General features: G+C 71.1%; 23 protein-coding genes and 1 tRNA gene. 11 read left to right on the plus strand and 13 right to left on the minus strand.

Features of this window, described 5'->3' with window-relative positions:
• Positions 1 to 12 precede the first annotated feature (12 nt).
• The 4 genes from thrC to argS all read right to left on the minus strand — a co-directional run bounded on the left by thrC (position 13) and on the right by argS (position 5,575).
• Entirely contained in the window at positions 13 to 1,062 is a 1,050-nt protein-coding gene (gene thrC / locus ACIBEF_RS01440) for a threonine synthase (RefSeq protein ID WP_366608034.1), read from the minus strand.
• 139 nt (positions 1,063 to 1,201) lie between these two features.
• Positions 1,202 to 2,512, minus strand: a complete 1,311-nt coding sequence (locus ACIBEF_RS01445) for a homoserine dehydrogenase (protein WP_396790427.1) — start codon at positions 2,510 to 2,512, stop codon at positions 1,202 to 1,204.
• 8 nt (positions 2,513 to 2,520) lie between these two features.
• Complete coding sequence (gene lysA / locus ACIBEF_RS01450; RefSeq protein ID WP_366608033.1) at positions 2,521 to 3,906, minus strand: diaminopimelate decarboxylase; 1,386 nt, start codon at positions 3,904 to 3,906, stop codon at positions 2,521 to 2,523.
• A gap of 1 nt (position 3,907) precedes the next feature.
• Positions 3,908 to 5,575, minus strand: a complete 1,668-nt coding sequence (gene argS, locus ACIBEF_RS01455) for an arginine--tRNA ligase (RefSeq protein ID WP_396790178.1) — start codon at positions 5,573 to 5,575, stop codon at positions 3,908 to 3,910.
• Between the two features lie 97 nt (positions 5,576 to 5,672).
• Between argS and ACIBEF_RS01460 the strand changes: the two genes are divergently transcribed.
• The 4 genes from ACIBEF_RS01460 to ACIBEF_RS01475 all read left to right on the plus strand — a co-directional run bounded on the left by ACIBEF_RS01460 (position 5,673) and on the right by ACIBEF_RS01475 (position 8,322).
• Positions 5,673 to 6,470, plus strand: coding sequence for a DUF3105 domain-containing protein (locus ACIBEF_RS01460; RefSeq protein WP_396790180.1), 798 nt, complete (start codon positions 5,673 to 5,675; stop codon positions 6,468 to 6,470).
• An 8-nt stretch (positions 6,471 to 6,478) separates the two neighbouring features.
• Positions 6,479 to 7,147, plus strand: a complete 669-nt coding sequence (locus ACIBEF_RS01465) for a DUF305 domain-containing protein (protein WP_396790181.1) — start codon at positions 6,479 to 6,481, stop codon at positions 7,145 to 7,147.
• A gap of 320 nt (positions 7,148 to 7,467) precedes the next feature.
• The gene (locus ACIBEF_RS01470; protein ID WP_366608139.1) at positions 7,468 to 8,160 is read left to right on the plus strand and encodes a winged helix-turn-helix domain-containing protein; all 693 of its coding nucleotides are present in this window, start codon (positions 7,468 to 7,470) and stop codon (positions 8,158 to 8,160) included.
• 90 nt (positions 8,161 to 8,250) lie between these two features.
• Positions 8,251 to 8,322 (plus strand) — tRNA-Arg (locus tag ACIBEF_RS01475).
• Between the two features lie 109 nt (positions 8,323 to 8,431).
• Here the strand turns inward: ACIBEF_RS01475 and ACIBEF_RS01480 are convergent.
• The 5 genes from ACIBEF_RS01480 to ACIBEF_RS01500 form a co-directional block, all read right to left on the minus strand.
• Positions 8,432 to 10,813 carry an ATP-binding cassette domain-containing protein gene (locus ACIBEF_RS01480; protein WP_396790183.1) on the minus strand — a complete coding sequence of 794 codons (2,382 nt, stop codon included), beginning with the start codon at positions 10,811 to 10,813 and terminating at the stop codon, positions 8,432 to 8,434.
• 29 nt (positions 10,814 to 10,842) lie between these two features.
• Positions 10,843 to 11,253 carry a VOC family protein gene (locus ACIBEF_RS01485; RefSeq protein WP_396790185.1) on the minus strand — a complete coding sequence of 137 codons (411 nt, stop codon included), beginning with the start codon at positions 11,251 to 11,253 and terminating at the stop codon, positions 10,843 to 10,845.
• 5 nt (positions 11,254 to 11,258) lie between these two features.
• Positions 11,259 to 11,708 carry a helix-turn-helix transcriptional regulator gene (locus tag ACIBEF_RS01490; RefSeq protein ID WP_396790187.1) on the minus strand — a complete coding sequence of 150 codons (450 nt, stop codon included), beginning with the start codon at positions 11,706 to 11,708 and terminating at the stop codon, positions 11,259 to 11,261.
• Between the two features lie 72 nt (positions 11,709 to 11,780).
• Positions 11,781 to 12,740: a DNA polymerase domain-containing protein gene (locus tag ACIBEF_RS01495; protein WP_396790189.1), complete on the minus strand. Its 960-nt coding sequence runs from the start codon at positions 12,738 to 12,740 to the stop codon at positions 11,781 to 11,783.
• 31 nt (positions 12,741 to 12,771) lie between these two features.
• Complete coding sequence (locus ACIBEF_RS01500; protein WP_396790191.1) at positions 12,772 to 14,256, minus strand: MFS transporter; 1,485 nt, start codon at positions 14,254 to 14,256, stop codon at positions 12,772 to 12,774.
• Positions 14,257 to 14,330: 74 nt separating this feature from the next.
• On the opposite strand from ACIBEF_RS01500, the gene ACIBEF_RS01505 reads away from it, so the two are divergent.
• From ACIBEF_RS01505 to ACIBEF_RS01515, 3 genes are all read left to right on the plus strand, one after another.
• Complete coding sequence (locus ACIBEF_RS01505) at positions 14,331 to 14,762, plus strand: winged helix-turn-helix transcriptional regulator (RefSeq protein ID WP_396790193.1); 432 nt, start codon at positions 14,331 to 14,333, stop codon at positions 14,760 to 14,762.
• 105 nt (positions 14,763 to 14,867) lie between these two features.
• Complete coding sequence (locus ACIBEF_RS01510; protein ID WP_396790195.1) at positions 14,868 to 15,455, plus strand: TetR/AcrR family transcriptional regulator; 588 nt, start codon at positions 14,868 to 14,870, stop codon at positions 15,453 to 15,455.
• Entirely contained in the window at positions 15,455 to 17,695 is a 2,241-nt protein-coding gene (locus ACIBEF_RS01515; protein ID WP_396790197.1) for an MMPL family transporter, read from the plus strand. Before ACIBEF_RS01510 ends, ACIBEF_RS01515 begins: the two co-directional genes overlap by 1 nt.
• Before the next feature lie 103 nt (positions 17,696 to 17,798).
• Here ACIBEF_RS01515 and ACIBEF_RS01520 read toward each other — a convergent pair whose 3' ends face one another.
• A complete protein-coding gene (locus ACIBEF_RS01520; RefSeq protein WP_396790198.1) occupies positions 17,799 to 19,055 on the minus strand; it encodes an erythromycin esterase family protein in 1,257 nt (418 codons plus the stop codon).
• Positions 19,056 to 19,183: 128 nt separating this feature from the next.
• Between ACIBEF_RS01520 and ACIBEF_RS01525 the strand changes: the two genes are divergently transcribed.
• On the plus strand, positions 19,184 to 19,375 hold the full coding sequence (locus tag ACIBEF_RS01525) for a DUF2795 domain-containing protein (protein WP_396790200.1): 192 nt from the start codon (positions 19,184 to 19,186) through the stop codon (positions 19,373 to 19,375).
• 186 nt (positions 19,376 to 19,561) lie between these two features.
• Here ACIBEF_RS01525 and ACIBEF_RS01530 read toward each other — a convergent pair whose 3' ends face one another.
• Entirely contained in the window at positions 19,562 to 20,473 is a 912-nt protein-coding gene (locus ACIBEF_RS01530; protein WP_396790201.1) for a Gfo/Idh/MocA family protein, read from the minus strand.
• Between the two features lie 259 nt (positions 20,474 to 20,732).
• Between ACIBEF_RS01530 and ACIBEF_RS01535 the strand changes: the two genes are divergently transcribed.
• Complete coding sequence (locus ACIBEF_RS01535) at positions 20,733 to 21,125, plus strand: hypothetical protein (protein WP_355008103.1); 393 nt, start codon at positions 20,733 to 20,735, stop codon at positions 21,123 to 21,125.
• Positions 21,118 to 21,534, plus strand: a complete 417-nt coding sequence (locus ACIBEF_RS01540; RefSeq protein WP_355008104.1) for a hypothetical protein — start codon at positions 21,118 to 21,120, stop codon at positions 21,532 to 21,534. Before ACIBEF_RS01535 ends, ACIBEF_RS01540 begins: the two co-directional genes overlap by 8 nt.
• A 55-nt stretch (positions 21,535 to 21,589) precedes the next feature.
• Here the strand turns inward: ACIBEF_RS01540 and fabG are convergent, their stop codons facing one another.
• Both fabG and ACIBEF_RS01550 read right to left on the minus strand, forming a co-directional pair.
• Positions 21,590 to 22,348, minus strand: coding sequence for a 3-oxoacyl-ACP reductase FabG (fabG, locus tag ACIBEF_RS01545; protein WP_396790203.1), 759 nt, complete (start codon positions 22,346 to 22,348; stop codon positions 21,590 to 21,592).
• A 43-nt stretch (positions 22,349 to 22,391) separates the two neighbouring features.
• Complete coding sequence (locus ACIBEF_RS01550) at positions 22,392 to 24,044, minus strand: alpha-amylase family protein (protein WP_396790429.1); 1,653 nt, start codon at positions 24,042 to 24,044, stop codon at positions 22,392 to 22,394.
• A gap of 80 nt (positions 24,045 to 24,124) precedes the next feature.
• On the opposite strand from ACIBEF_RS01550, the gene ACIBEF_RS01555 reads away from it, so the two are divergent.
• Positions 24,125 to 24,739 carry a DUF1349 domain-containing protein gene (locus ACIBEF_RS01555; RefSeq protein ID WP_396790205.1) on the plus strand — a complete coding sequence of 205 codons (615 nt, stop codon included), beginning with the start codon at positions 24,125 to 24,127 and terminating at the stop codon, positions 24,737 to 24,739.
• Positions 24,740 to 24,766: the final 27 nt, after the last annotated feature.

Consider the following 24,766-nt stretch of genomic DNA (forward strand, 5'->3'; position numbering starts at 1 on the left):
ACGGCGGCGCGCTCAGGCCAGGTCGAGGGCGCGCGCCGCGGCCAGCGGGTCGTTCGCGATGGTCACCGGTGCCGGCGCGGTGGAGATCGCCCACTCCGGGTCCTTCAGCCCGTGGCCGGTCACCGTGCAGACCACAGTGGAGCCGGGCGGCACCGCGCCCGCCGCGGCCTGCTGCAACAGGCCGGCCACGCTGGCCGCGCTGCCCAGCTCGACGAAGACCCCGACCTCACGGGCGAGCAGACGGTACGCCGAGAGGATCTCCCGGTCGGTCACCGACGCGATCAGGCCACCGGAGGCGTCTCGGGCATCCAGTGCCTTGGTCCAGCTCGCCGGATTGCCGATCCGGATCGCGGTGGCGATGGTGGACGGCTCCGGCACCACCTGGCCGGTCACGATCGGGGCCGCGCCGGCCGCCTGGAAGCCGTACATCTTCGGGGTGCGGGTGGTGGCACCGGCGGCCAGATCCTCCGCGTATCCCATCCAGTACGCGGAGATGTTGCCGGCGTTGCCGACCGGCAGGCAGTGGATGTCGGGCGCGTCACCGAGCGCCTCGACGATCTCGAAGGCTGCGGTCTTCTGGCCGTGCAGCCGGTCGATGTTGACCGAGTTGACAAGCGCGACCGGGTAGTCCTGGGCGAGCTTGGCGGCCGTCGCGAGGCAGTCGTCGAAGTTGCCGCTCACCTGGAGCAGCTTCGCGCCGTGCACCAGCGCCTGGGCCAACTTGCCCAACGCGATCTTGCCCTGCGGCACCAGCACGGCGCAGGTCAGCCCGGCCCGGGCCGCGTACGCCGCGGCGGAGGCGCTGGTGTTACCGGTGGAGGCGCAGATGATGGCCTTGTTGCCGGCCTCGACCGCCTTGGACACCGCGAGGGTCATCCCCCGGTCCTTGAAGGAGCCGGTCGGGTTGGCGCCCTCCACCTTGAGGTGCACGTCGCAGCCGAGCCGGGCGGACAGCACCGGCGCCGGCAACAGCGGGGTGTTGCCCTCGTGCAGCGTGACGACCGGCGTGGCCGCGGTGACCGGCAGCCGATCCCGGTACGCCTCGATCAGACCCCGCCACATGTCGCTCTCCTCGCCTCTACCGCCGTGCCCACCCGCGTGTCAGGGCCACCTTGGACCAGCCTGCTGGAGTGGTCAATGGCACACCCCCGCCTACCCACCTGGCGGGACGCGCGCGCCGCCCCGTCGATGATGCAACGACTCAGGCGCCGCCCTCGACCCGCAGCACACTGGTGACCGACCGGACGATGTCCAGACCGCGCAGCTCGCCGACGGTCGCGGCGAGCGCGGCGTCCGGTGCCACGTGGGTGACGATGACCAGCTCGGCGTCGCCGTCTCGTCCCGCTGGCCCGCCCGCCGAGCCCTGCCGCACCGTCGCGATCGACACGTCGTGCCGGGCGAACACGCTCGCCACCGACGCCAGCACACCCGGGCGGTCGGCCACGTCGAGGCTCACGTGGTAGCGGGTCAACGCCTCACCCATCGGCCGGACCGCGAGGTCCGCGTACGCGCTCTCGCTGGCCGCGCGCACCCCGGCGAGCCGGTTGCGGGACACCGCGACCACGTCACCGAGCACCGCGCTGGCGGTGGGCGCGCCACCGGCGCCCCGACCGTAGAACATCAACTGCCCAGCCGCGTCCGCCTCGACGAAGACCGCGTTGAACGCGTCCCCGACGCTGGCCAGCGGGTGGCTGCGCGGGATCATCGCCGGGTGCACCCGGACGCTGACCGTCTCCTGGCCGGTGGAGTCGACACCCCGGGCCGCGATGCAGAGCAGTTTGATCGTGCAGCCCATCGCCTGGGCGCTGGCCGTGTCCGCGGCGGTCACCTCGGTGATGCCCTCGCGGTGCACGTCGGCGGCGCCGACCCGGGTGTGGAACGCCAGCGAGGCGAGGATCGCCGCCTTCGCCGCCGCGTCGAAGCCCTCCACGTCGGCGGTCGGGTCGGCCTCCGCGTATCCCAGGGCGGTGGCCTCCTCAAGGGCCTCGGCAAAGCCGGCGCCGGTCGCGTCCATCGCGGAGAGGATGAAGTTGGTGGTGCCGTTGACGATGCCGGTGACCCGGTTGATCCGATCGCCGTGCAGCGACTCCCGTAGCGGGCGCAGCAGCGGGATGGCCCCGGCCACGGACGCCTCGTAGTAGAGGTCGCCGCCGCCCTCGGCCGCCGCCTCGTGCAGGGCCACGCCGTCCTCGGCCAGCAGCGCCTTGTTGGCGGTGACCACGCTCTTGCCGGCGCGCAACGCCTCGACCAGCCAACTCCGGGCCGGCTCGATGCCACCGACCACCTCGATGACCACGTCCACGTCGTCGCGCTTGATCAGGCCGAGCGCGTCGGTGGTGAACAGGTCCTCGTCGACCGGCAGGTCACCCCGGTCGCGGCCGAGCCGACGGACGGCGATGCCGGCGATCTCCAGCGGGGCGCCGATCCGCGCGGTCAGGTCCGCCGACTGCTCGTGCAGCAGCCGGACCACCTCCTGGCCGACAGTGCCACAGCCGAGCAGCGCCAAGCGCACAGGTGACGTCATCCAACATCCAATGCGAGCAGGTCCTCTTCGGTTTCCCGCCGGACGATCAGGCGCGCCTGGCCGTCGCGCACCGCGACCACCGGTGGCCGGGGCACATGGTTGTAGTTGCTGGCCATGCTTCGGCAGTACGCACCGGTGCCGGGCACTGCGACAAGATCTCCGGGCTGCACGTCGGCGGGCAGGAATTCATCCTTCACCACGATGTCCCCGGACTCACAGTGCTTTCCCACCACGCGGGCGAGCAACGGCTGCGCGGTCGAGGCCCGCGAGGCCAGGGTCGCCGAGTAGGACGCGTCGTAGAGGGCGGTGCGGATGTTGTCGCTCATCCCGCCGTCGACGCTGACGTACGTCCGGAGGCCGTCGAGGTCCTTGACCGTGCCGACCTCGTAGAGGGTGAACACGGCCGGCCCGACGATGGCCCGGCCCGGCTCGATCGACAGGTGCGGCACCGCCAGATTCTCCGCCGCGCACTCCGAATCGACGATCTTGCGAAGCCGCTTGGCCAGATCCTGCGGGGTCGCCGGGTCGTCCTGGGTGGTGTACGCGATACCGAAGCCGCCGCCCAGGTCCAGCTCGGGCAGCTCCACCCCGCGCGCGTCGCGGATCTGCGCCTGCAGGGCGAGCACCCGACGGGCCGAGACCTCGAAGCCGCTGGCGTCGAAGATCTGCGACCCGATGTGCGAGTGCAGGCCGCGCAGCTCCAGCACGTCCTCATCGAGGATCTTGAAGGCGGCGGTCGCTGCGGCACCACCCGCGAGGGAGAAGCCGAACTTCTGGTCCTCGTGGGCGGTGGCGATGAACTCGTGGGTGTGCGCCTCGACGCCCACGGTGACCCGGACCAGCACCCGGGGCCGGACCCCTCGCTCGCGGGCCAGCGCGGTGAGCCGGTCGATCTCGGTGAACGAGTCGACGATGATGCGGCCCACCCCGGCGTCCAGCGCCCGGCCCAGCTCGGCGACCGACTTGTTGTTGCCGTGGAAGCCGATCCGCTCCGGCGGCATTCCCGCCGACAGGGCGGTGGCCAACTCGCCGCCGGTGCAGACGTCCAGGTGCAGCCCCTCCTCGGCGATCATCCGGACCACCGCCCGGCAGAGGAACGCCTTGCCCGCGTAGAAGATGTCCTCGGTCGGGAAGGCCGCCCGGAAGTCGCGGCAGCGCGAGCGCAGGTCGGCCTCGTCGAGGACGTACACCGGGGTGCCGAACTCGGCCGCGATGTCGCGGACGCTGAGGCCCGCGACGGCGAGCGCGCCGTCCGCGCCGCGGGTCACGCTGCGCGGCCACAGCGTGGGCAGCAGGGCGTTCACGTCCTCCGGGGTACGCAGCCAGGCCGGCCCCCGGTTGCTGATGTCCGCGTGCAGCGCACCAGCCTCATGAGCCCTCATGTCACATCCTCTCGGGTGCGGAGACGCCGAGCAGGTGCAGGCCGTTGGCGATCACCGTGCGGGTGGCGTTGTTGAGCCAGAGCCGTGCGCGGTGCAGGTCGGTGATCTCCTCGTCGCCCAGCGGCAGCACCCGGCAGTTGTCGTAGAACCGGTGGTAGGAGGCGGCGACGCTCTCCTCCAGGTAACGGGCCACCCGGTGCGGTTCCCGCAGCTCGGCGGCCGTCGCCACCACCGCGGGGAACTGGGCGAGCGCCTTGAGCAGCTCGTTCTCCTTCTCGTGGGCGAGCAGCTCGGGGCGGAACGCGTCGGCGTCGCCCGGAACCAGCCCCACCTCGGCGGCGTTGCGGGCCACGCCCGCCGTCCGGGCTGCCACGTACTGCACGTAGTAGACCGGGTTGTCGCGGGTCGCCCGGGTCCACAGCTCGATGTCGATGTCGATCGGGGAGTCGCTGGAGTAGCGGGCCAACGCGTACCGGGAGGCGTCCACGCCGATCGCGTCGACCAGGTCCTCCAGGGTGATCACGGTGCCGGCCCGCTTGCTCATCCGCATCGGGGCGCCGTCGCGCAGCAGGTTGACCAGCTGCCCGATGAGGATCTCCAGGTTGCGCTCCGGGTCGTCGCCGAAGCAGGCGGACATCGCCTTCATCCGGCCGATGTAGCCGTGGTGGTCGGCACCCAGCATGATCACGACCCGCTCGAAGCCGCGCTCGCGCTTGTCCAGGTAGTAGGCGCAGTCCGCGGCGAAGTACGTCCACTCGCCGTTGGACTTGCGCAGCACCCGGTCCTTGTCGTCGCCGAAGTCGGTGGTGCGCAGCCAGGTGGCACCCTCGGACTCGTAGAGGTGGCCCTGCTCGCGCAGGCGGTTCAGCGCCAGGTCGAGCTCACCCCGGTCGTGCAGGTCCTTCTCGTTGAAGTAGGTGTCGAACTCCACCCCGAAGTCGCGCAGCGAGGAGCGGATCTCGTCGAACATCAGCGCGACGCCCTCGACCCGGAAGACCTCCTGGGCGGCGTCGTCGTCGAGCGAGGACACCTCCGGCCGGCGGGCCCGCACCTCGGCGGCGATCTCGGCGATGTACGCCCCGCCGTAGCCGTCCTCCGGCGCCGGCTCGCCCTTGGCGGCGGCGAGCAGCGACCGGGCGAACCTGTCGATCTGCGAACCGGCGTCGTTGAAGTAGTACTCCGTGCCGACGTCGGCGCCGGTGGCCCGCAGCAGCCGGCTCAGCGCGTCACCGACGGCCGCCCAGCGGACCCCGCCGATGTGCACCGGCCCGGTCGGGTTGGCCGAGACGAACTCCAGGTTGATCCTCTCGCCGGCGAGCCGGTCACTGCGGCCGTACTCCGCGCCGGCCTCGACGATCACCCGCGCGAGCTGACCGGCGGCCGCCGCGTCGAGCCGGATGTTCAGGAAGCCCGGCCCGGCGATCTCCACCGATTTGACACCTTCTGCCCGGCTCAGTTCGTCGGCCAGGGCACCCGCCAGATCCCGGGGCGGGACGCCGACCTTCTTGCTCAACTGCAGCGCGAGCGTCGAGGCGTAGTCGCCGTGCTCGGGGTTGCGCGGTCGCTCCACCACAGTGCTCGCCGGCAGCGCGGCGCGGTCGAGCCCACGCTGCTCGAAGACGGCGTGGGCGGCGGCAAGGACGACCGAGGCTAGTTCTGCAGGAGTCACCCAACCATGTTATCGGGGGTAGACTCGGGCACTCGGCGGCTCCCCTGCGCGTCTACCGGCCCGCCACTCCCCTGACCGACCGACTTGACGAGGCACGATGAGCATCAGCACCCCGGGTGGCCCTGAGCGCCGCCCGACCGTGGTCAGCACCGGCAAGAAGCCGGCCGCGGGCCGGCCGGCGTCCGGCGCCAAGGCCAGTTCCGGCAAGCCGACGGGCTCCCCCCGGGCCGGGGGCAAGGGCCCACGCAAGCCGGCCACACCGGTCAAGGTGAGCCAGGGCCGCGCCTGGGGGCCGATCGCGCTCTTCGTCGCGGTGGGCGTGCTCGCGGCCGGCATCATCGGGTACGGCGCCTGGGCGTCGTTCCAGGGCTCCAAGCCGTGGGACAAGCGGGCCAACGCCATCGACGGCATCACCAACATCCGCAAGTCCGACCCGGAGAGCCTGAAGTACGAGTCGCACAAGTCGGGCCCGCTGACGTGGAAGTACGCGCCGCCGGTGGGTGGCGTGCACAACGCCGCCTGGCAGAACTGCATGGGCGACGTCTACGACGCCCCGATCGCCAACGAGCACGCGGTGCACAGCCTGGAGCACGGCGCGGTGTGGATCACCTACCGCCCCGACCTCCCCAAGGACCAGGTCGACAAGCTCGCCGGCAAGGTGCGCGGCGTCGAGAAGACCTTCGTGAGCCCGTACGAGGGTCTGGACAAGCCGATCTCGCTGCAGGCGTGGGGCTACCAGCTCAAGGTCGACAACGCCGACGACTCGCGGATCGACGAGTTCATCAAGGACCTGCGGGTGAACGCCTCCGTCGAGGGCCCGACGGCGCTCTGCAACACCGGCATCACCGCCACCGGCACCACGCCGCGTGAGCTCCAGCAGCAGCCCCAGCAGTAAGGACGGCAATGACCGCTCCGGCGACCACCGACAGCGAGTACGACGAGATCCCGGCCGACCCGGACGAGGGCGGCCGGGCCCCGGCGTCGCGCTACGGCGTGCTGGCGCTCGCCATCATGCTGGTGGTGGGGCTTCTCCTCGGCTACGCGGGCGGTCTGCTGACGCCGCGGCTCACCCGACCCGGTGACGCCTCGGTCGAGGCGGGCTTCGCCCGGGACATGACGACCCACCACGCGCAGGCGGTGGAGATGAGCCTGATCGCGTACCGGTCGGCGACCCTCCCCGAGGTGCGGCAGATCGCCGTCGACATCGCCACCGGGCAGCAGGGCGAGATCGGCGCGATGCAGACCTGGCTGCGCGAGTGGGGCCTCAGCCCGACCGGGTCGAACCCGCCGATGTCGTGGATGTCCGACGGGGCCACCGTCAAGGACGGTCTGATGCCGGGCATGGCCACGCCGCAGCAGATGACCGCCCTGCGCAACGCTCAGGGCATCGAGGTCGACCGCCAGTTCCTGACCCTGATGTACGACCACCACCTGGGCGGCATCCACATGATCGACGCGGCGCTCGACGAGACCGACAACGCCGAGGTGGTGCGGGTGGCCCAGACCATGAAGAACACCCAGCAGAGCGAGCTGAACAACCTCCGGCAGCTCCAGGCGCAGGCCAAGGGCTGACCGACCGGACGGGCGCAACGGCCCGCGTCCCCGCCGATCCGTGGCGGTGACGCGGGCCGCACCATGTGTCCCGCCCGCACCGACCCCCGCCGGACGGCCTTGATCGACTCGGCTTGCAGGAAACCGCGCCGTCCACGCGATCGGGACGCCCCGAGTTCCACGAACCCGAGGCGATCAAGGAGGCCAGACCCTCCGCGTATGACCTGAACACCCCTCTCGGCCCTTCTGGGCGTTTTGCGTGGCACAGGCGATTACGTTGCTTAGAGAGTTTTCTCCCCACATATCGTGACCAGTTGCGATTCGGGCTCGTTGCCCAAGACGTGGGGGTTGCACTCAGAGACGCACGGCGTTCGGTCACCAGTTGGTGCCGACGCCACACCATCGGTGGTGACGGGGCGGTGGCAGCCGTCCGTCGCGGACAGCGGCAGGGCGAGCCGGGAATGCTCAGCCGCGAACAGGAACTCGAGTTGATCGACATGCTGCGGGGCGTCCATCCCGACGAGTTCGGCCTGGACGAGGAGTTGTGGACGCGCCAGAGCCTCACCACGCTCATCCAGCGTCGCTTCGAGCTGCCGCTGGACACCGGCGCGGTCGGGGCGTACCTGCGGGCCTGGGGGTTGGGTCCGCGGGAACCGCGGGAGCGGGCCTGCGGGCTCTGCGTCAGCGCGGTGGAGCGCTGGGTCCGCAGCGAGTACCCGGGGATCACCCGGGCCGCCCAGGAGCACCTCGCGGAGGTCTACTGGATCGGCCGGGTCCGACTGCGCGGCACGATGCCGGCCGCCGACGTGATCTCCGCCGTCTCGTCCCGCGGTCGGGTGCGCTTCATGATCACTACGCCGACGGTGGACCCGCCGCTCCCCCGCGACTTCGTGCTGCGACTCAGTGGCGAGGAGCAGCGCACCGTCCACCTGATCGTCGACGGCTCCTGGCCACGCAACGAGTGGCCGCGCCGGCTCCCCCGGCGAATCGTCCTGCACCCACTGCCCAGCTGCGGACGGGCGGTAGCCGCCTGAGCACCGGGTGGGCCGGTCCGACACGATCGGCTCACCCGATACCGATTCGGCGTACGCAGGGGAGGTTTGCTAGTCTTCTCCAGTCGCTGAGCCCCCGTAGCTCAGGGGATAGAGCACCGCCCTCCGGAGGCGGGGGCGCAGGTTCGAATCCTGCCGGGGGCACACTTGCTAAGGAAGCTCCAACCAGCACGAGAGGCTCCTGACCAGATTCGGTCAGGAGCCTTCATCGTGTTGGCGCGACACCCGCCACAATGGTGACGGCGGCGGCCGGTCAGCTGCCGACGTACGCCGCCAGGTGCTCGCCGGTGAGGGTGGAGCGGGCGGCGACGAGGTCCGTGGGTGTGCCCTCGAAGACGATCCGGCCACCGTCGTGGCCGGCACCGGGGCCGATATCGATGATCCAGTCGGCGTGCGCCATGACCGCCTGGTGGTGCTCGATGACGATCACCGACTTGCCGGAGTCGACCAGGCGGTCGAGCAGGCCGAGCAGTTGCTCGACGTCGGCCAGGTGCAGGCCGGTGGTCGGCTCGTCGAGGACGTAGACGCCGCCCTTCTCGGCCATGTGGGTGGCCAGTTTGAGCCGTTGCCGCTCACCACCGGAGAGGGTCGTGAGCGGCTGCCCCAGGCTCAGGTAGCCGAGCCCGACGTCGGCGAGCCGCTCGAGGATGGCGTGCGCCGCCGGCGTACGTGCCTCTCCGGTGCCGAAGAACTTCTCGGCCTCCGTCACCGACATCGCGAGCACCTCGCTGATGTCCCGGCCGCCGAAGCGGTACTCCAGCACCGACGCCTGGAACCGCTTGCCCTCGCAGTCCTCGCAGGGTGCGGCGACGCCCGCCATCATTCCCAGGTCGGTGTAGATGACGCCGGCACCGTTGCAGCTCGGGCAGGCGCCCTCGGAGTTGGCGCTGAACAGCGCCGGCTTCACCCCGTTGGCCTTCGCGAACGCCTTGCGGATCGGGTCGAGCAACCCGGTGTAGGTGGCCGGGTTGCTGCGCCGTGAGCCGCGGATCGCGCCCTGGTCGATCGAGACCACGCCCACGCCGGCCGGGATCGAGGAGTGCACCAACGAACTCTTGCCGGAGCCGGCGACGCCGGTCACGACGACGAGCACCCCGAGGGGTACGTCGACGTCCACGTCCTGGAGGTTGTTGGCGGTGGCGCCGCGGATCTCCAGCTTGCCGGTGGGCGTCCGCACCGTCTCCTTGAGGGCCGCCCGGTCGTCGAGGTGGCGGCCGGTGATGGTGCCGCTGGCCCGCAGACCTTCCACTGTGCCCTCGTAGCAGACGGTCCCGCCCTCGGTGCCTGCGCCGGGCCCGAGGTCGACGACGTGGTCGGCGATGGCGATGGCCTCCGGCTTGTGCTCCACGACCAGCACGGTGTTGCCCTTGTCGCGCAGCTGGAGCAGCAGCTCGTTCATCCGCTGGATGTCGTGCGGGTGCAGCCCGATCGTCGGCTCGTCGAAGACGTAGGTGACGTCGGTGAGCGAGGAGCCGAGGTGCCGGATCATCTTGGTGCGCTGGGCCTCACCACCGGAGAGGGTGCCCGACGGTCGATCGAGGGACAGGTAGCCCAGCCCGATCTCCTCGAACGAGTCGAGGAGATGTTGCAGGCCGGCCAGCAACGGGGCCACCGACGGCTCTTCGATCTCACGCACCCAGACGGCCAGGTCGCTGATCTGCATCGCGCACGCGTCGGCGATGTTCCTGCCCTTGATCTTCGACGACCGGGCCTCCTTGCTGAGCCGGGTGCCGGCACACTCGGGGCAGGTCGTGAAGGTCACCGCGCGCTCCACGAAGGCGCGGATGTGCGGCTGCAGGGCGTCGATGTCCTTGGCGAGGAAGGACTTCTGGATCGACGGGATGAGGCCCGCGTACGTCAGGTTGATGCCGTCGATCTTGATCTTGGTTGGCTCCCGGTGGAGCAGGTCGTGCAGCTCCCGCTTGGAGAACTTGGCGATCGGCTTGTCCGGGTCGAAGTAGCCGCAGCCACGGAAGATCCGGCTGTACCAGCCCTCCATGCTGTAACCCGGGATGGTGATCGCACCCTCGTTGAGCGAGAGGTTGTCGTCGTAGAGCGCGGACAGGTCGATGTCGGTCACCGCACCCATGCCCTCGCATCGCGGGCACATGCCGCCGAGACGGTTGAACGTCGCCTTCTCGGTCTTCGTCTTGCCGGCGCCGCGATCGACGGTGATCGCCCCGGTCGCCTTCACCGAGGGAACATTGAAGGAGTACGCGTTGGGCGAGCCGATGTGCGGCTGCCCGAGCCGGCTGAACAGGATGCGCAGCATCGCGTTGGCGTCGGTGGCGGTGCCGACGGTGGAGCGGGAGTTGGCGCCCAACCGCTCCTGATCCACGATGATCGCCGTGGTCAGGCCATCCAGCAGGTCGACCTCGGGCCGCGCCAACGTCGGCATGAAGCCCTGCACGAAGGCGCTGTAGGTCTCGTTGATCATCCGCTGCGACTCGGCTGCGATGGTGCCGAACACCAGCGAGCTCTTGCCGGAACCGGAGACACCGGTGAACACCGTCAGCCGCCGCTTCGGGATCTCGACGCTGACGTCCTTGAGGTTGTTCACCCGCGCGCCCTGCACCCGGATCAGGTCGTGGCTGTCGGCGACGTGCGGCGCGGACGGCTGGATGGCCGTGCTCATCGTGTCTCCATCTGTCGGGCGCGCAGGAATCAGCGCACTTCCTGGATGCGGACCATATTGCCCGCCGGGTCCCGGAAGGCACAGTCGCGCACGCCGTACGGCTGATCGGTCGGCTCCTGGACGACCTCGGCGTCGCTGGCCTCCAGCTTGGCGAAGGTGGCGTCGAGGTCGGTCGTGGCCAGGTTGACGCCGAAGTAGCTGCCCTTGGCCATCAGTTCGAGGATGGTCTGCCGCTCGTCGTCGGTGATGCCGGGGTTGGCGGCCGGCGGGTGCAGGACGATGGCGGTGCTGGGCTGGCCGACCGGCCCGACCGTGATCCACCGCATCCCCTCGTACCCGACGTCGAGGCGGACCTCGAAGCCGAGGATGTCGCGGTAGAAGGCCAGCGAGGCCTCCGGGTCGGTGTGCGGCAGGAAACTCGAATGAATGGTGATGTCCATGCTGGTCACGCTAGTTGCGGCTCGGCGACCCGCGCTTCTCGATTCCTGACCGGTCTGGTCACCTGCTTCACCACGCACGACGGCATCCCGGCCGTCGCCTGCGCCGCCTGCCGCCGGTAGACGCTGGGCGGCACGCCCACCAGCTCGGTGAAGCGGGTGCTGAAGGTGCCCAACGACGAGCAACCGACAGCGAAACAGACGTCGGTGACGCTCAGGTCGCCACGGCGCAACAGGGCCATCGCCCGCTCGATCCGCCGGGTCATGAGGTAGCTGTAGGGAGATTCGCCATAGGCGAGCCGGAACTCACGGCTGAGGTGCCCGGCCGACATGTGCGCTCCACGGGCGAGCGCCTCGACATCCAACGGAGACGCGTACTCCCGGTCGATCCGGTCGCGGACCCGGCGCAGCCGCGCCAGGTCGGCCAGTCGCTGGGTCGCGTCGGATTTGCTGCTCACCTGCGAAATCGTGCCACAACCCACCGACAATCCGCCGCTCGCCGGGCGGGGGCCGGCGGGCCGGCGGGCCGGTCAGCCGGCCTCACGGCGGGCGCGGGCCCGGCGCTTCCCCTCGTGCATGGCCTGCACCCGGGCGACCGGGATGGTCCGACCCTCGGCGACCAGGTCGGCGGGGAGCGGTTGCGGGGCCGGCATCAGCGCGGCCCACGGGTCACCGTCGGCGAGCAGCGCGGGCGCGGTCCGGATGGTGAAGTCGGCGGGGGTCACCTCGGTCAGGTCCGCCCAGTCGACCGGGAACGAGACCGGCATCCCGGGGCGCAGCCGGGGGCTGTACGCGGCGGCCACCGTCGCCCCGCCCGCCCGGGTGGCGTCCACGAAGACCCGGCCGCCCCGGTCCTCCTTGATGTAGGCGGTGGTGGCCAGCGCCGGGTCGAGCCGCTCGGCGCGGACGGCGAGCGCCCGGGTGGCGGCGGCCAGCTCCTCGGCCGTTGGTTCGTCGGTCACCGGGACGAAGACGTGCACGCCCTTGGCCCCGCTGGTCTTGACCGCACCGGCCAGGCCGGCGTCGGCGAGCGCCTGACGGACCAGCAGGGCGGCGTCGACCGCCGCGCGGAACCCGTCGCCGTCCGGCGGGTCCAGGTCGAGGATCAGGTGGGTCGGGCGGTGCAGATCCGCCACGGTGGCCAGCGTCGGGTGGTACTCCACCGCCCGCTGGTTGGCGAACCAGAGCAGGGTGCGGCGGTCGTCACAGAGGGCGTACGAGATCTCCCGGTGCGACGCCTCCGCCCAGACCGGCGCCCGGCGGACCCAGTCCGGGGTGTAGCGGGGCAGGTTCTTCTGCATGAACGGCGGCTGGCCGGGGCGGACCCTGATCACCGACAGCGGCCGGCCCCGCAGCTGCGGGAGGATCCGGTCCCGGACCGCGTCGAGATAGTCGACCAGGTCACGCTTCGTCGTGTCGTCCCGGTCGGACAGCGGCTGGTCCAGGTTGGTCAGGGCCACGCCGTCCCGGGTCTCGTCAGCCTTGCTCACCCGACCACCCTCCCGGCCGCACCGCCGTCGGTCAACTGGACGCGGCGCTCCGGTACGGATCGATTCCGGCACCCGCCCCGGCCGGCTCCGACGAGTCGGCCGCCGGCGACGGCCGGGCCGGGCGTCGGGGCACTGTGGTCAGCGCCACCAGCCACGCGGCGACCACGAGACCCACGGCCACGGCGAACGCCGTCCGGTAGCCGCCGGCGAGCGCGGCGGTCTCGGCCCAGCCGGTGGCCCGCAGCCCGTCGGTGCGGGTGGCGGCAACGGTGGCCAGCGCGGCCAGGCCGACCGCCCCGCCTACCTGTTGGGTGGTGTTGACCAGGCCGGAGGCGAGCCCGGCGTCGGTGTCGGTCGCGCCGGCCATGGCCGCCGTGGTGACCGCCGGCAGGGTCAGGCCGCCGGCCACCCCAAAGATCAACATCGCGGGGAGTACGTCAGCGACGTAGACGCCGTCGGCGGGGAGCCGGGCGAGCAGGAGGAAGCCCACGCTCGCCAGGCCGAGCCCGACCAGCAGGACCATCCGGGCACCGAAGCGGGCGATCAGTCGACCGGCCAGGCCGAGCGAGACCACGGCGATCACGACCGGGGTGGGCAGGAAGGCCCAGCCGGTCGCGGCGGCATCCAACCCCAGCACCAGTTGCAGCTCCACGGCGAGCAGGAACTGGAACCCGAAGTACGCGCAGACCATGAGGAACTGCACGGCGTTCGCCGCCACCAGGCCCGGGACGCGCAGCACCCGGGACGGCACGAGCGGGGCCGCCGCCACCCGTTGGCGCAGCGCGAACCCGCCGAGCAGCAGCACCGCGAGGGCCACCGCGCCGAGCGTCCGGGGACTGGTCCAGCCGTGCTCGCCCGTTCCGACGATGCCCCACACGGCGGCCATCAGACCGGCGGTGGCGAGCAGCGCGCCGGGCAGGTCCAGGCCGGCGCGCAGGCCGATCCCTCGTTCGGCCGGCAGCCGGCGCAGGGACGCGATGAGGATGACCGCCCCGATCGGCACGTTGACCAGGAAGATGGTCCGCCATCCGGCGGCCTCGGTGAGCACCCCTCCGGCGACCGTGCCGACCGACGCACCGGCGGCGCCGGTGAAGCTGAAGACGGCGATGGCGCGGGCCCGCTCGGCTGCTTCGGGGTAGAGCCGGACGATCATGCCGAGGCTGACCGCCATGGCCAGAGCGCCGCCGATGCCCTGCCCGAACCGTGCGCCCACCAGCAGGGCCGGTCCGGTGGCGAGCGCGCAGGCCAGCGAGGCGACTGTGAACATCGCGACGCCGGCCAGGAAGACCCTGCGCCGGCCCAGCAGATCTCCGAGCCGGCCGGCGAGCAGCAGCAGCCCGCCGAACGCGACCAGGTAGGCGTTCACCACCCAGGCCAGGTCGGTGGCACTGAAGCCCAGGTCGCGTTGGATGGCGGGCAGCGCCACCGCGACGACGGTGCCATCCAGGATGATCATCAGGCTGCCGGCGCAGAGCACCAGCAGCGCCGGCCAGCGGGATGGGACGACACGTTCCACGGAACCCTCCTTGGTGCACGGTTTGTTACCGAGGTCATCGTCTGTGACCATTAACAGCGGCGGAAGGAGGCACTTTGATGTCCCAGAGGAACAGCGATGTGTCCGCGCTGGTCACGGCCGAGCTGACCTGCTCGGCCGAGAACGTGCCGTTCACCCCGGGCCAGGCTCGCGCATGCACCGTCCGCGAGGTGCTCGACCGGGTCGGCGGCAAGTGGAGCATCGGGATCCTGGTGGCCGCCTCGCACGGCCCGGTGCGCTTCACCGAACTGGAGCGGCACATCGAGGGGATCAGCCGGCGGATGCTCACGCTGACGCTGCGCAACCTGGAGCGGGACGGCCTGCTGCACCGCACCGTTTACCCGACCGTCCCACCCAAGGTCGAGTACAAGGCCACCCCGATGGCGCTGGAGCTCTACGAGTCACTGGTCGCGCTGACCAGTTGGGCCGAGCGGCATCGGCGGGCCATCGCCGAGGCCCGGACCAGGTACGACACCGAGCACGCCTGACGAAACCCGCCAGGAGTGTGGTGAACGCCACCGCCTTCATCTGACCGATCGGTCAGGGTCTGACCGATCGGTCAGGCATGCTGGTCTGCGGGAGGTGGACCAGGCATGGGCAGAGCGATACCCGACACGCACGGCGAGATCCTCGCCGCGGCGGCGCGGCTGTTCACGGTGACCGGCTACCGGGGCACCTCCCTGCAGGACATCGCCCGGGAGGTCGGCTGCTCCAAGGCCACGGTGCTCTACCACTTCGCCAACAAGGAAGCCCTGCTCGCCGAACTGATGGCACCCGCGATCGAGGTGCTCCGCAGCCTCGACGACGAGCTCGACGGCCTGACCGGGGCTGCCGCCCAGGAGGTCGCGGCACGGGGCTTCGTCGACCTCGCGGTGCGGTTCCGACAGGAGATCGCCGTCCTGCGCGGCGAGTTCCCGGAGCTGCTGTGCCAGCCCGCCTTCGCGCACATCCAGGAGATCTCCGACCGGCTGCGGGACGCCCTCGCCGGGCACTCCGACCGGCCAGGCGCGCGGATCGCCGCGCTGGTGCTGCTCGCCGGCATCTCCGAGGCGTGCGGCGAGTTCGCCGACATCCCCGACGACGAACTGCGCCTCGCCCTGCTCACCCTCGCCCGGCGGGCCGTCGAACCCGTCGACGCACCAGTGCCCCATCCACCCACGACCGAGGACAAGGACTCCTGATGGCCACCCTGCTCTACCGGCTCGGCCGGGGCGCGTTGCGCCGGCGACGGCTCGTCGTCGCGCTCTGGCTCGTCGTACTCGTCGCCGCCGGCCTGGCCGCGGCGACCCTGCGCGGCCCGACGGCGAGCAACTTCACAATGCCCGGCACCGAGAGCCAGCGCGCGCTCGACCTGCTGGCCGACCAGTTCCCCGCGGCCAGCGGCGCCACCGGCACCATCACGGTCAAGGCGCCCGCCGACGGCCAACTGGCCACCCCGCAGGGCCAGGCCGTGGTGCAGGAGCTCGTCCAGGAGGCCTCGACGCTGCCCGGCGTGGTCGGCGCGGTCAATCCGCTCCAGGTCGGCGCGGTCTCACCAAACGGTCGGTACGCGCTGGTCCAGGTCCAGTTCGCCACCGGCGGCGACGACGTGACCGACGAGCAGCGCACCGCGTACGAAGAGGTTGGCGCAACGGCCAGGGCACAGGGCTGGCAGGTCGCCCCCGGCGGTGAGGTGCTCGGCGGTGAGCCGGAGATCGGCTCCACCGAGGCGCTCGGCGTGCTGGTCGCCGCGATCGTCCTGATCATCACCTTCGGTTCCCTGGTCGCCGCCGGCATGACGATGCTCAACGCGCTGATCGGCGTGGGCGCCGGCATGGCCGGACTGTTCGCGCTGAGCGGCGCCGTCCAGCTCACCAGCACCGCGCCGATCCTGGCGCTGATGCTCGGTCTCGCGGTCGGCATCGACTACTCGCTCTTCATCACCTCCCGGCACCGGCAGAACCTGCTCGACGGACTGTCCCCGGAGGAGGCGGTCGGCCGGGCCGTGGGTACCGCCGGGTCGGCAGTGGTCTTCGCCGGCGCCACAGTCGTCATCGCCCTGGCCGGGCTCGCCGTGGTGGACATTCCGTTCCTCACCGTGATGGGTCTCGCCGCCGCCGGCACGGTCACCGTCGCCGTGCTGGTCGCCATCACCCTCCAGCCGGCGCTGCTCGGCTTCGCCGGTCGCCGGGTGCTCCCCCGCCGGCTCCGCTCCGTCCCCACCGACGGCACCGCCGCCGACGGCACCGCCACCGACGAGGACGACTCGGACGTCACCGACCGGCCGGCCGCGACGCCGACCAGGACCGACGAGCGCAACCGGTTCGGTTTCCGCTGGGCGCGACTGATCACGAGGTTCCGCGTACCGGTCATCCTGGTCGGCCTGCTCGGTCTGGGGCTGCTCGCGCTGCCCACGCCGGACATGCGGCTGGCCCTGCCGGGTGCCGCGACGGCCGCCGTCGGCTCACCCGCCCGGGTGGCGAACGACCTGACCGTCGAGGGCTTCGGTCCGGGCTTCACCGGCCGGCTCGCGGTGGTGGTCGCCGGTGACAGCCCGCAGGCGACCTCGGCGGCCGTGCCGCAGGTCACCGCCCTGCTCCAGCGCACCGAGAACGTCCTCGCGGTGGCGCCGCCCCAGCTCAGCCCGGACGGCCGGACCGCGCTGCTCGGCGTGGTACCCAAGACCGGCCCGACCGACGAGGCCACCGAGACACTGGTGCACGACATCCGTGGCGCGGCGAGCGGGATCCCCGACGCGGACGTGCTGCTCACCGGCGTCACCGCCATCGGCATCGACGTCTCCGAGAAGCTCTCCGACGCGCTACCGATCTACCTGCTGCTGGTGGTCGGGCTCTCGGTGCTGCTGCTGATGCTGGTGTTCCGCTCGCTGCTGGTGCCGATCAAGGCGGCGCTGGGCTTCCTGCTCACCGTCGCCGCCACGTTCGGCATCACGGTGGCCGTCTTCCAGCAGGGGCACCTCGCCGACCTCGTCGGCCTGGACACGCCCGGCCCGCTGATCAGCTTCCTGCCGATCCTGCTCATCGGCATCCTGTTCGGGCTCGCCATGGACTACGAGGTGTTCCTGGTGTCCCGTATGCGGGAGGACTTCGTCCACGGTGAGACGGCCCGACAGGCCACCATCAGCGGCATGGGGCACGGCGCACGGGTGGTCACGGCCGCCGCGCTCATCATGATCTCGGTCTTCGGGGGCTTCGTGTTCCTGGAGGACCCGGTGATCAAGTCGATGGGCTTCGCGCTCGCCATCGGCGTCGCCATCGACGCGTTCGTGGTCCGGATGACCATCGTCCCGGCGGTCATGTCGCTCCTCGGCGACCGCGCCTGGTGGCTGCCCCGCTGGCTCAACCGCGCCCTGCCCAACGTGGACATCGAGGGCGAAGGCCTGCGCACCCACCTGGAAGACCGCACCCCCACGCACGTCTGACCGCACCACCCCGGTCGATCATGGAGTTGTGGTGCCCGTCGTGCCCCGATCAGGGGCCTTCGTCCAGCACCACAACTCCATGATCGACGCCAGCGTGCCCTGGTCAGACTCCCGCTGGGTAGGTCTGCATTTCGCCGGGGGCCGCTGGCACCGGTAGCGGGTGCAGGGCCGTGGTGTCGTCGCACCAGATGAAGGCGTCATAGCGGTCGCCCAGCCGGGTGGGCACGTAGTTGCCCCAGGACTCGAACGACGGGTCGTAGACGACCCCGATCGCCCGGTGGTCGACGGTTTCGGTGACCCAGCCCGGCTGATCGTCGCCGCCGAAGATCAGCACCGCCCGCTCCGGCATCAGCTCGTGCAACCGCCGCTCGACCGAGCCCTCCCGAGCCGGGGGCACCACCATCGCCTCGGGCGGCGAACCCCAGCGGGGTGCGGCGATCACCGTGCCCCGGTAGCTGCCGAAGCCGACCAGGGCCACCGCGTCCTCGCCGTGCCGTTCCCGGGCCAACTGCCCAATGTTGACCATCCCGTCGGCGGCCATGTCGGTGGCCCGCGCATCTCCGACGTGCGTGTTGTGTGCCCAGACGACGCCCCGGGCGTCCGGGCCGTACCGGTCCAACAGCCGGTCCAGGGTGTCCTGCATGTGGGTGTCGCGGATGTTCCACGAGTCCGGCCCGCCGGCCACCATCGCCCGGTAGTAGCGCTCGGCGCCGGCCACCACCTCCGCGTTCTGCCAGGCCGAGAAACGGTCCGGGCCGTCGGAGAGGGCGTGTTCACGGGTTCGGGCGAGCAACCGGACGACCTCCTCCTCGCACCGGGCGGAGACGAAGCGGCTGGCCGCGCCGTACTCCTCGACCCTCTTGCCGTACGGCTCGAAACACCGGTAGGCGTCCTGCGCCGCCTCCAGCGACTTCGGGTCCTCCTCCCCCAGGTAGTCGAAGATCGCCTGCATCGACTCCCAGAGGCTGTACACGTCGAGGCCGTGGAACCCGGCCCGTTGCTCCTCCGGCAGCTCCACGTTCCAGGCCCGCAGCCAGCTGGCGAACCGGGCCACCTCGGCATTGGCCCACATCCAGGTCGGCCATCGCTCAAACTGGTCGAGTGCGATCTGCGGTTCGAGCGCGCCACCCGGCGCGGCCGTCACCGACCGGTGCACCCGATCGCAGTCGGGCCAGTCACCCTCCACCGCGACGAAGGAGAAACCACACTCCGCGATCAACCGGCGGGTGAGCTGCTCGCGCAACCGGTAGTAGTCGTAACTGCCGTGGGTGGACTCGCCGATCATCACCACCCGGGCGTTGCGAACGCGCTCCAGCAACGGGTCGAAATCGCTCGGCGCGCCGAGCCGCTGAACCAGCATGCCAGCGGCTACCCGACCGCCGCAGCGGCAAACCGTGCGCGCGTCGCGGGCCGACACGCCGGCCGCCGGGCCGTCGTGGGCTCCCACCAAGCCGGTGTACGACCACCGCGAGCGGGTAGCCGGCCGACATGACCGTCACCGGGGTTCAGTTGCAGGAGTACCTGGCCGGGCTCGACTACCCGGTCTCCCGGGAGGACCTGATCCGCTGGGGTCAGGAGAACGGGGCCAGCACGGCAATGTTGCAGATGCTCCAGGCCCTACCCCCCGAGCAGTTCAACAACCCGGACGAGCTCAACGCCGCCCTGCCCACCCCCACCTAACCCCACCCCAGCCCCACCCAGCCCCGCCCCACCCCACCCAGCCCAGCCCCGCCCCGCCCCGCCCCACCCCGGTGATCATGAGGTTATTGCCATCCGCCACGGCGTGTCGCGCCGCTAACTCCATGATCACCGGGGTCGACGGGTGGGGGTGGGGCCCGGGGGGTGGGGGGTGGGGGTTGGGGGTTGTTAGGGGAGGGGGATGGTGCGGGATTCGGTTCGGGCGGTTTCGGCGGCGGCGAGGATGGCGACGACCTCACGGCCGAAGCGGACGTCGCAGCGGTGGTCCCGGGTTCCCGCCCGCACCTGCTCGACGAGTTGATCGATGGCGACGCCGAACGCGGTGGCGGCGTCGTTCTCGCCGAACGGGACGTTCTCGATGCCGTTCTCGCCGTAGAACACGAACTCCCGGGCCATCGACTCGGTCGGGGCGTCCAGGGAGAGCGAGGCGCTGCTCGTGGCGCCGCCCTCGTGGGTGAGCAGCAGATGCACCATCCCGCTCGGTCCGTCCATGGCCGCCACCTGCGTCACCCGGCCCAGCACCGGCAGGAGGATCGAGAGCGCGTGCGGGGCGATGTCCCAGAGCGCACCGTGCTCCCGACGCCACAACGAGCCGCCGTACGGGCTGCCGTCCTGGAAGATCGAGGCGAACGCCGTGGTCCGGCCGTGCTGCCAGCCCCCGGCGGCGGCGGTGGCGGCGGTGGCGGCGAGGAACGCTGTCACGTTCGGCTGGAACCGCTGGGTGAAGAAGACGACCGAGGCGACCCCGGACTCCTCGGCGGCGGTCACGACCCGGTCGGCGTCGGCCACGCTGAGCGCCAGCGGCTTGTCCAGCAGCAGGTGCCGACCGGCGCGGGCCGCCCGGACCGCGATGTCGGCCTGGATGTCCGGCGGCAGGGCGACGGCGATCGCCTCGCACTGCTCGATCAGCGCGTCGACGTCGGCGTAGGCGGGCACCCCGTACCGCTCGGCCAGCGCGGAGGCCCGCTCCGGGTTGCGACCCCACACACCGACCAGCTCCGCGTCGGGATGGGCGTGCAGCGCCTTCCCGTGCGTCTCGATCGCCCAGTGACCGGTGCCGAACAAGCCGAACCGCAGCACGTGTACCTCCGCTGTTTCCCCGCACCGCGACAACGCCACGGACGTGATCCACGCTAGTCGCCCGGGCGGCCGCAACGGCGGCGGGTTCGACCAATCGAAGCAGCTCACCTTGCATTTCCCGGGCGGCTGACGCCCGGTGGGCACCGGGGGCCGCGGACCCCTCGACCGGCGCGCGTCACACGCGGAGAGGCAGGGCACCCCTTTACTACGACGGTTAGTAGGCTGTGCCGGTGACCGAGGCAACGACCGGGTGGTGCCGGTGACCAGCGCGGGCGTCGATTCGCCGGTGGACGGGATCGTCGCGGCAGTGCCGATCGTGCTGTCGCTGCTCGTGGCGGTGTGGGCGCTGGTGGCTGCGGTACGCCACCGGCCGCCGGACCGGGTGCAGTTCGTCGGTCTGGCCGTACTCGAAGTGGCGTTGCTGGTGTTGAGCGTGCTGGCGCTCGTCGCGGTCGGCGGCGGGGATCGGCCCGGCGAGCCCGGCGCCTTCTTCGGCTACCTGGTCACGCTGGTGTGTCTACCGCCACTGGCCTGGGTGCTGGCCCGGATGGAACCGACCCGCTGGGGCTCGGCGATCGTGTGCGCGGTCTGCCTGGTGGCCCCGGTGGTGGTGGTCCGGTTGCAGCAGACCTGGGAGGTGCTCGGTGGTTGAGACAGGATCGGCTCGACAGCGCACGAACTCCGGCCCGGGTCGGCTGCTGATCGCCGTCTACCTGCTCTTCGCGATCGCGGCGACGAGTCGGGCGGGTTTGCAGATCGCCACCAAGTTCGACGAGGCGCCGGTGGCGTACCTGCTCTCCGGGGTGGCCGCGCTCATCTACATCGTGGCGGCGGTGGGGTTGGCCCGCGCCGGGCACACCGGCCGTCGGGTCGCGCTGGCGTGCTGCTCGGTGGAGCTGGTCGGGGTGGTCGCGGTCGGCATCCTGAGCCTGGTCGACAAGGATCTCTTCCCGGACGAGACGGTCTGGTCGCAGTTCGGCAGCGGGTACGGCTACATCCCGCTGGTGCTGCCGGTGCTCGGCCTGATCTGGCTCTGGCGCACCCGCCGCGCACCCGCCTGACCCGGCGACGAGGGCGCCGGCTTGTCCGCCGGAGCGCCCTCGTCGGGGGTACGGGTCAGTCCCGTGGGCCGCCCGCGACGTAGATGACCTGACCGGAGACGAAGCCGGCGCCCTCGCTCGCCAGGAACGAGATGGCGTGCGCGACGTCCTCCGGGCGGCCCGGGCGGCGGACCGGGATCTCGGCTGCGGCGTGCTTCTGGAAGTCGTCGAAGTCGACCTTCATCCGGGCTGCGGTGGCCGCTGTCATGTCGGTGACGATGAAGCCGGGTGCGACGGCGTTCACCGTCACCCCGAACGGACCCAGCTCGATGGCGAGCGTCTTGGTGAAGCCCTGTAGACCGGCCTTGGCGGCGGCGTAGTTCGCCTGGCCCCGGTTGCCCAGCGCGGAGGTGCTGGAGAGGTTGACGATCCGCCCCCACTTCCGGTCCACCATGTGCTTCTGGGCGGCCTGGCTGAACAGGAACGCGCCGCGCAGGTGCACCCCCATCACCGTGTCCCAGTCGGCACTGGTCATCTTGAACAGCAGGTTGTCGCGGAGCACACCGGCGTTGTTGACCAGCACCGTGGGCGCGCCCAGCTCGGCGGCGACGCGGCTCACCGCCGCCTCGACCTGGTCGCGGTCGGACACGTCGGCGCCCACCCCGAGCGCCCGACCACCGGCCCCGGCGATGGCGTCCACCGTCTCCTTGGTGGCCGCCTCCTCGATGTCGACCACGGCGACGGCCATTCCGTCGGCGGCCAGCCGTCGGGCGGTGGCCGCGCCGATGCCGCGTGCGGCTCCGGTGACGATGGCGACGCGGGACTCCTCCGACATGATTACCTCCCGGTAACTTGGGGTCGATCGGAGGAGCTTAACCTCAACAGGCCGACCCTCGGCATAGGCGAATCCACCGGTATCCGTGGCCGGAGACCTTGACCGCGCCGAGCTTGCCCAACTCTCCGTAGCCACGGTCGGCGAGCACGTCGATGGGCAGGTCGGCCTCCGGCTCAAGGCTGCTGAGGTCCACCTCGACGTCGTCGGTGCCGAGGTTGTGCACGAAGACCATCGTCCCGGTCGGCCCGTCGGCCCGGTGCGCGAGCACTCCGGCCGGCATCGCCACGTCGATGTGGGTCGTCGAGCCGGACCCGATCTCCGGGGCCTCCCGCAGCGTACGGATCATGCGCTCGAACCAGGCGAGCAGCGACTTGGCGTCGCCGCGCTGGGCCGTGACGTTGACGCTCTGGTAGCCGAACTCACCCTTGTCGATAACCGGACGGACCAGCTTCTCCGGGTCCGCTGTGGAGAAGCCGGCATTCGGCTGGTACGACCACTGCATCGGCGTACGGATCGCCTCGCGACCGGGCAGCGACAGGTCCTCGCCCATCCCGATCTCCTCGCCGTACCGCAGCACCGGCGTGCCGCGCATCGAGAACTGGAGGGCGTACGCCAGTTCGATGCGCCGTCGGTCGTTGCCGAGCATCGGGGCGAGGCGGCGACGGATGCCCCGGTCGTAGATGCGCATGTTCTCGTCCGGGCCGAACTTCGCGTACACCTGGTTGCGTTGTTCGGTGGTCAGCCGGGACAGGTCGATCTCGTCGTGGTTACGCAGGAAGGTGGCCCACTGCCCGCCGACCGGCAGCTTCGGGGTGTCGCGCAGCGCCTCGATCAGCGACTCCGGGTCCTCGCGGGCCAGAGCGAGCATGAGTCGCCCGTTGAGCATGAAGTCGAAGAGCATGTGGATCCGGTTGCCGGAACCGCTGGCGTCGCCGAAGAACGTCGGCAGCTGGTCCGGCTCGACGTTCGCCTCGGCCAGCAGGACGGCGTCGCCGCGCCGCCACTGGACGTGTTGGCGCATCTCGGTGAGGAACTCGAAGTCCTTCGGGGAGTTCGGGTTGCCCGGCTCGGTCAGCTCGATGATGAACGGCACCGCGTCCATCCGGAAGCCGGAGACGCCGAGCTGGAGCCAGAAGGACATGATCTTCTTGACTTCGTCCCGGACCTGGGGGTTGGCGAAGTTGAGGTCCGGCTGGAACTTGTAGAACCGGTGGTAGAACCACGCCTTGGCGGTCCGGTCGTAGCTCCAGGTCTCGTCCTGCTCGCCGGGGAAGACCATGCCCTGGTGCCGGTCGGCCGGTTCGGTGTCGGACCAGACGTACCAGTCCCGGTAGGGCGAGTCCGGCGAGGAGCGGGCGGACTGGAACCACGGGTGCTCGTCGGAGGTGTGGTTGACCACCAGGTCGATGATCACGCGGATGCCCCGGTTCTGCGCCTGGTGCAGCAGCTCGGCGAAGTCGCCGAGAGTGCCGAAGCGCGGGTCCACGTTGTAGAAGTCGGTGGCGTCGTAGCCGTCGTCGCGGTTGGGTGACGGGTGGATCGGGTGCAGCCACAGGCAGGTCACGCCGAGGCGGGCCAGGTAGTCCAGCCTCCCGATCAGGCCACGGATGTCACCGACCCCGTCGCCGTCGGAGTCGGCGTACGTGTCGATGTCGAGGCAGTAGACGACGGCTTCGGAATACCAACGGTCACCCATGCCGGAGAAACCTCTCCAGTTGATCACCGCGGCAAACCAGCCGGGCCGACCGGCGACCGCCGTGGGTTAGCGTGCCCGTCATGGAGAACGACCTCGTACCGCCAAGCGAGTTGTTGGACTGGTCCCGGGGCAGCTGGCTGCACCCGCCGGTACGCGTCGAGGAGGGCCCGGCCGGCGAACTGGTCGTCGAGCCGGCCGCGGAGAGCGACTTCTGGCGGCGGACCAGTTACGGTTTCGTGCACGACGACGGCCCGGCCCTGCTGGCGCCGCTGCCGGTCGGCACCGCGATGGAGGTGAGCTTCCGGCTCGACTTCTCGGCGCAGTTCGACCAGGCCGGCGCGCTCGTCCGCGTCGACGAACACACCTGGACCAAGGCCGGCGTCGAGGTGAGCGACGGCGAGGCGCAGCTCGGCGCTGTGGTGACCCGGGAGTTCTCCGACTGGTCGGTGGCGCCGGTGCCGGAGTGGGCGGGCCGGGAGGTGACGGTCCGGGTCAGCCGGGCGGGTGACGCGGTGACCGTTCGCGCCCGGGTCGACGCCGAATCGTGGAGACTGGTCCGGCTCGCTCCGCTGGACCCGACGGCGGAGGCCCTGGCCGGCCCGTTCTGCTGCGCGCCGTCCCGCGCCGGTCTGACAGTGGTGTTCACCGGTTGGCGGCAGGGTCCGGCGGACACCGCGCTGCACCCAGAGGTGTGAATCGGGCCCCGCTGGGTATGACCCTCC

Source organism: Micromonospora sp. NPDC050795, from assembly GCF_044456785.1.
Taxonomy (GTDB): Bacteria; Actinomycetota; Actinomycetes; order Mycobacteriales; family Micromonosporaceae; genus Micromonospora.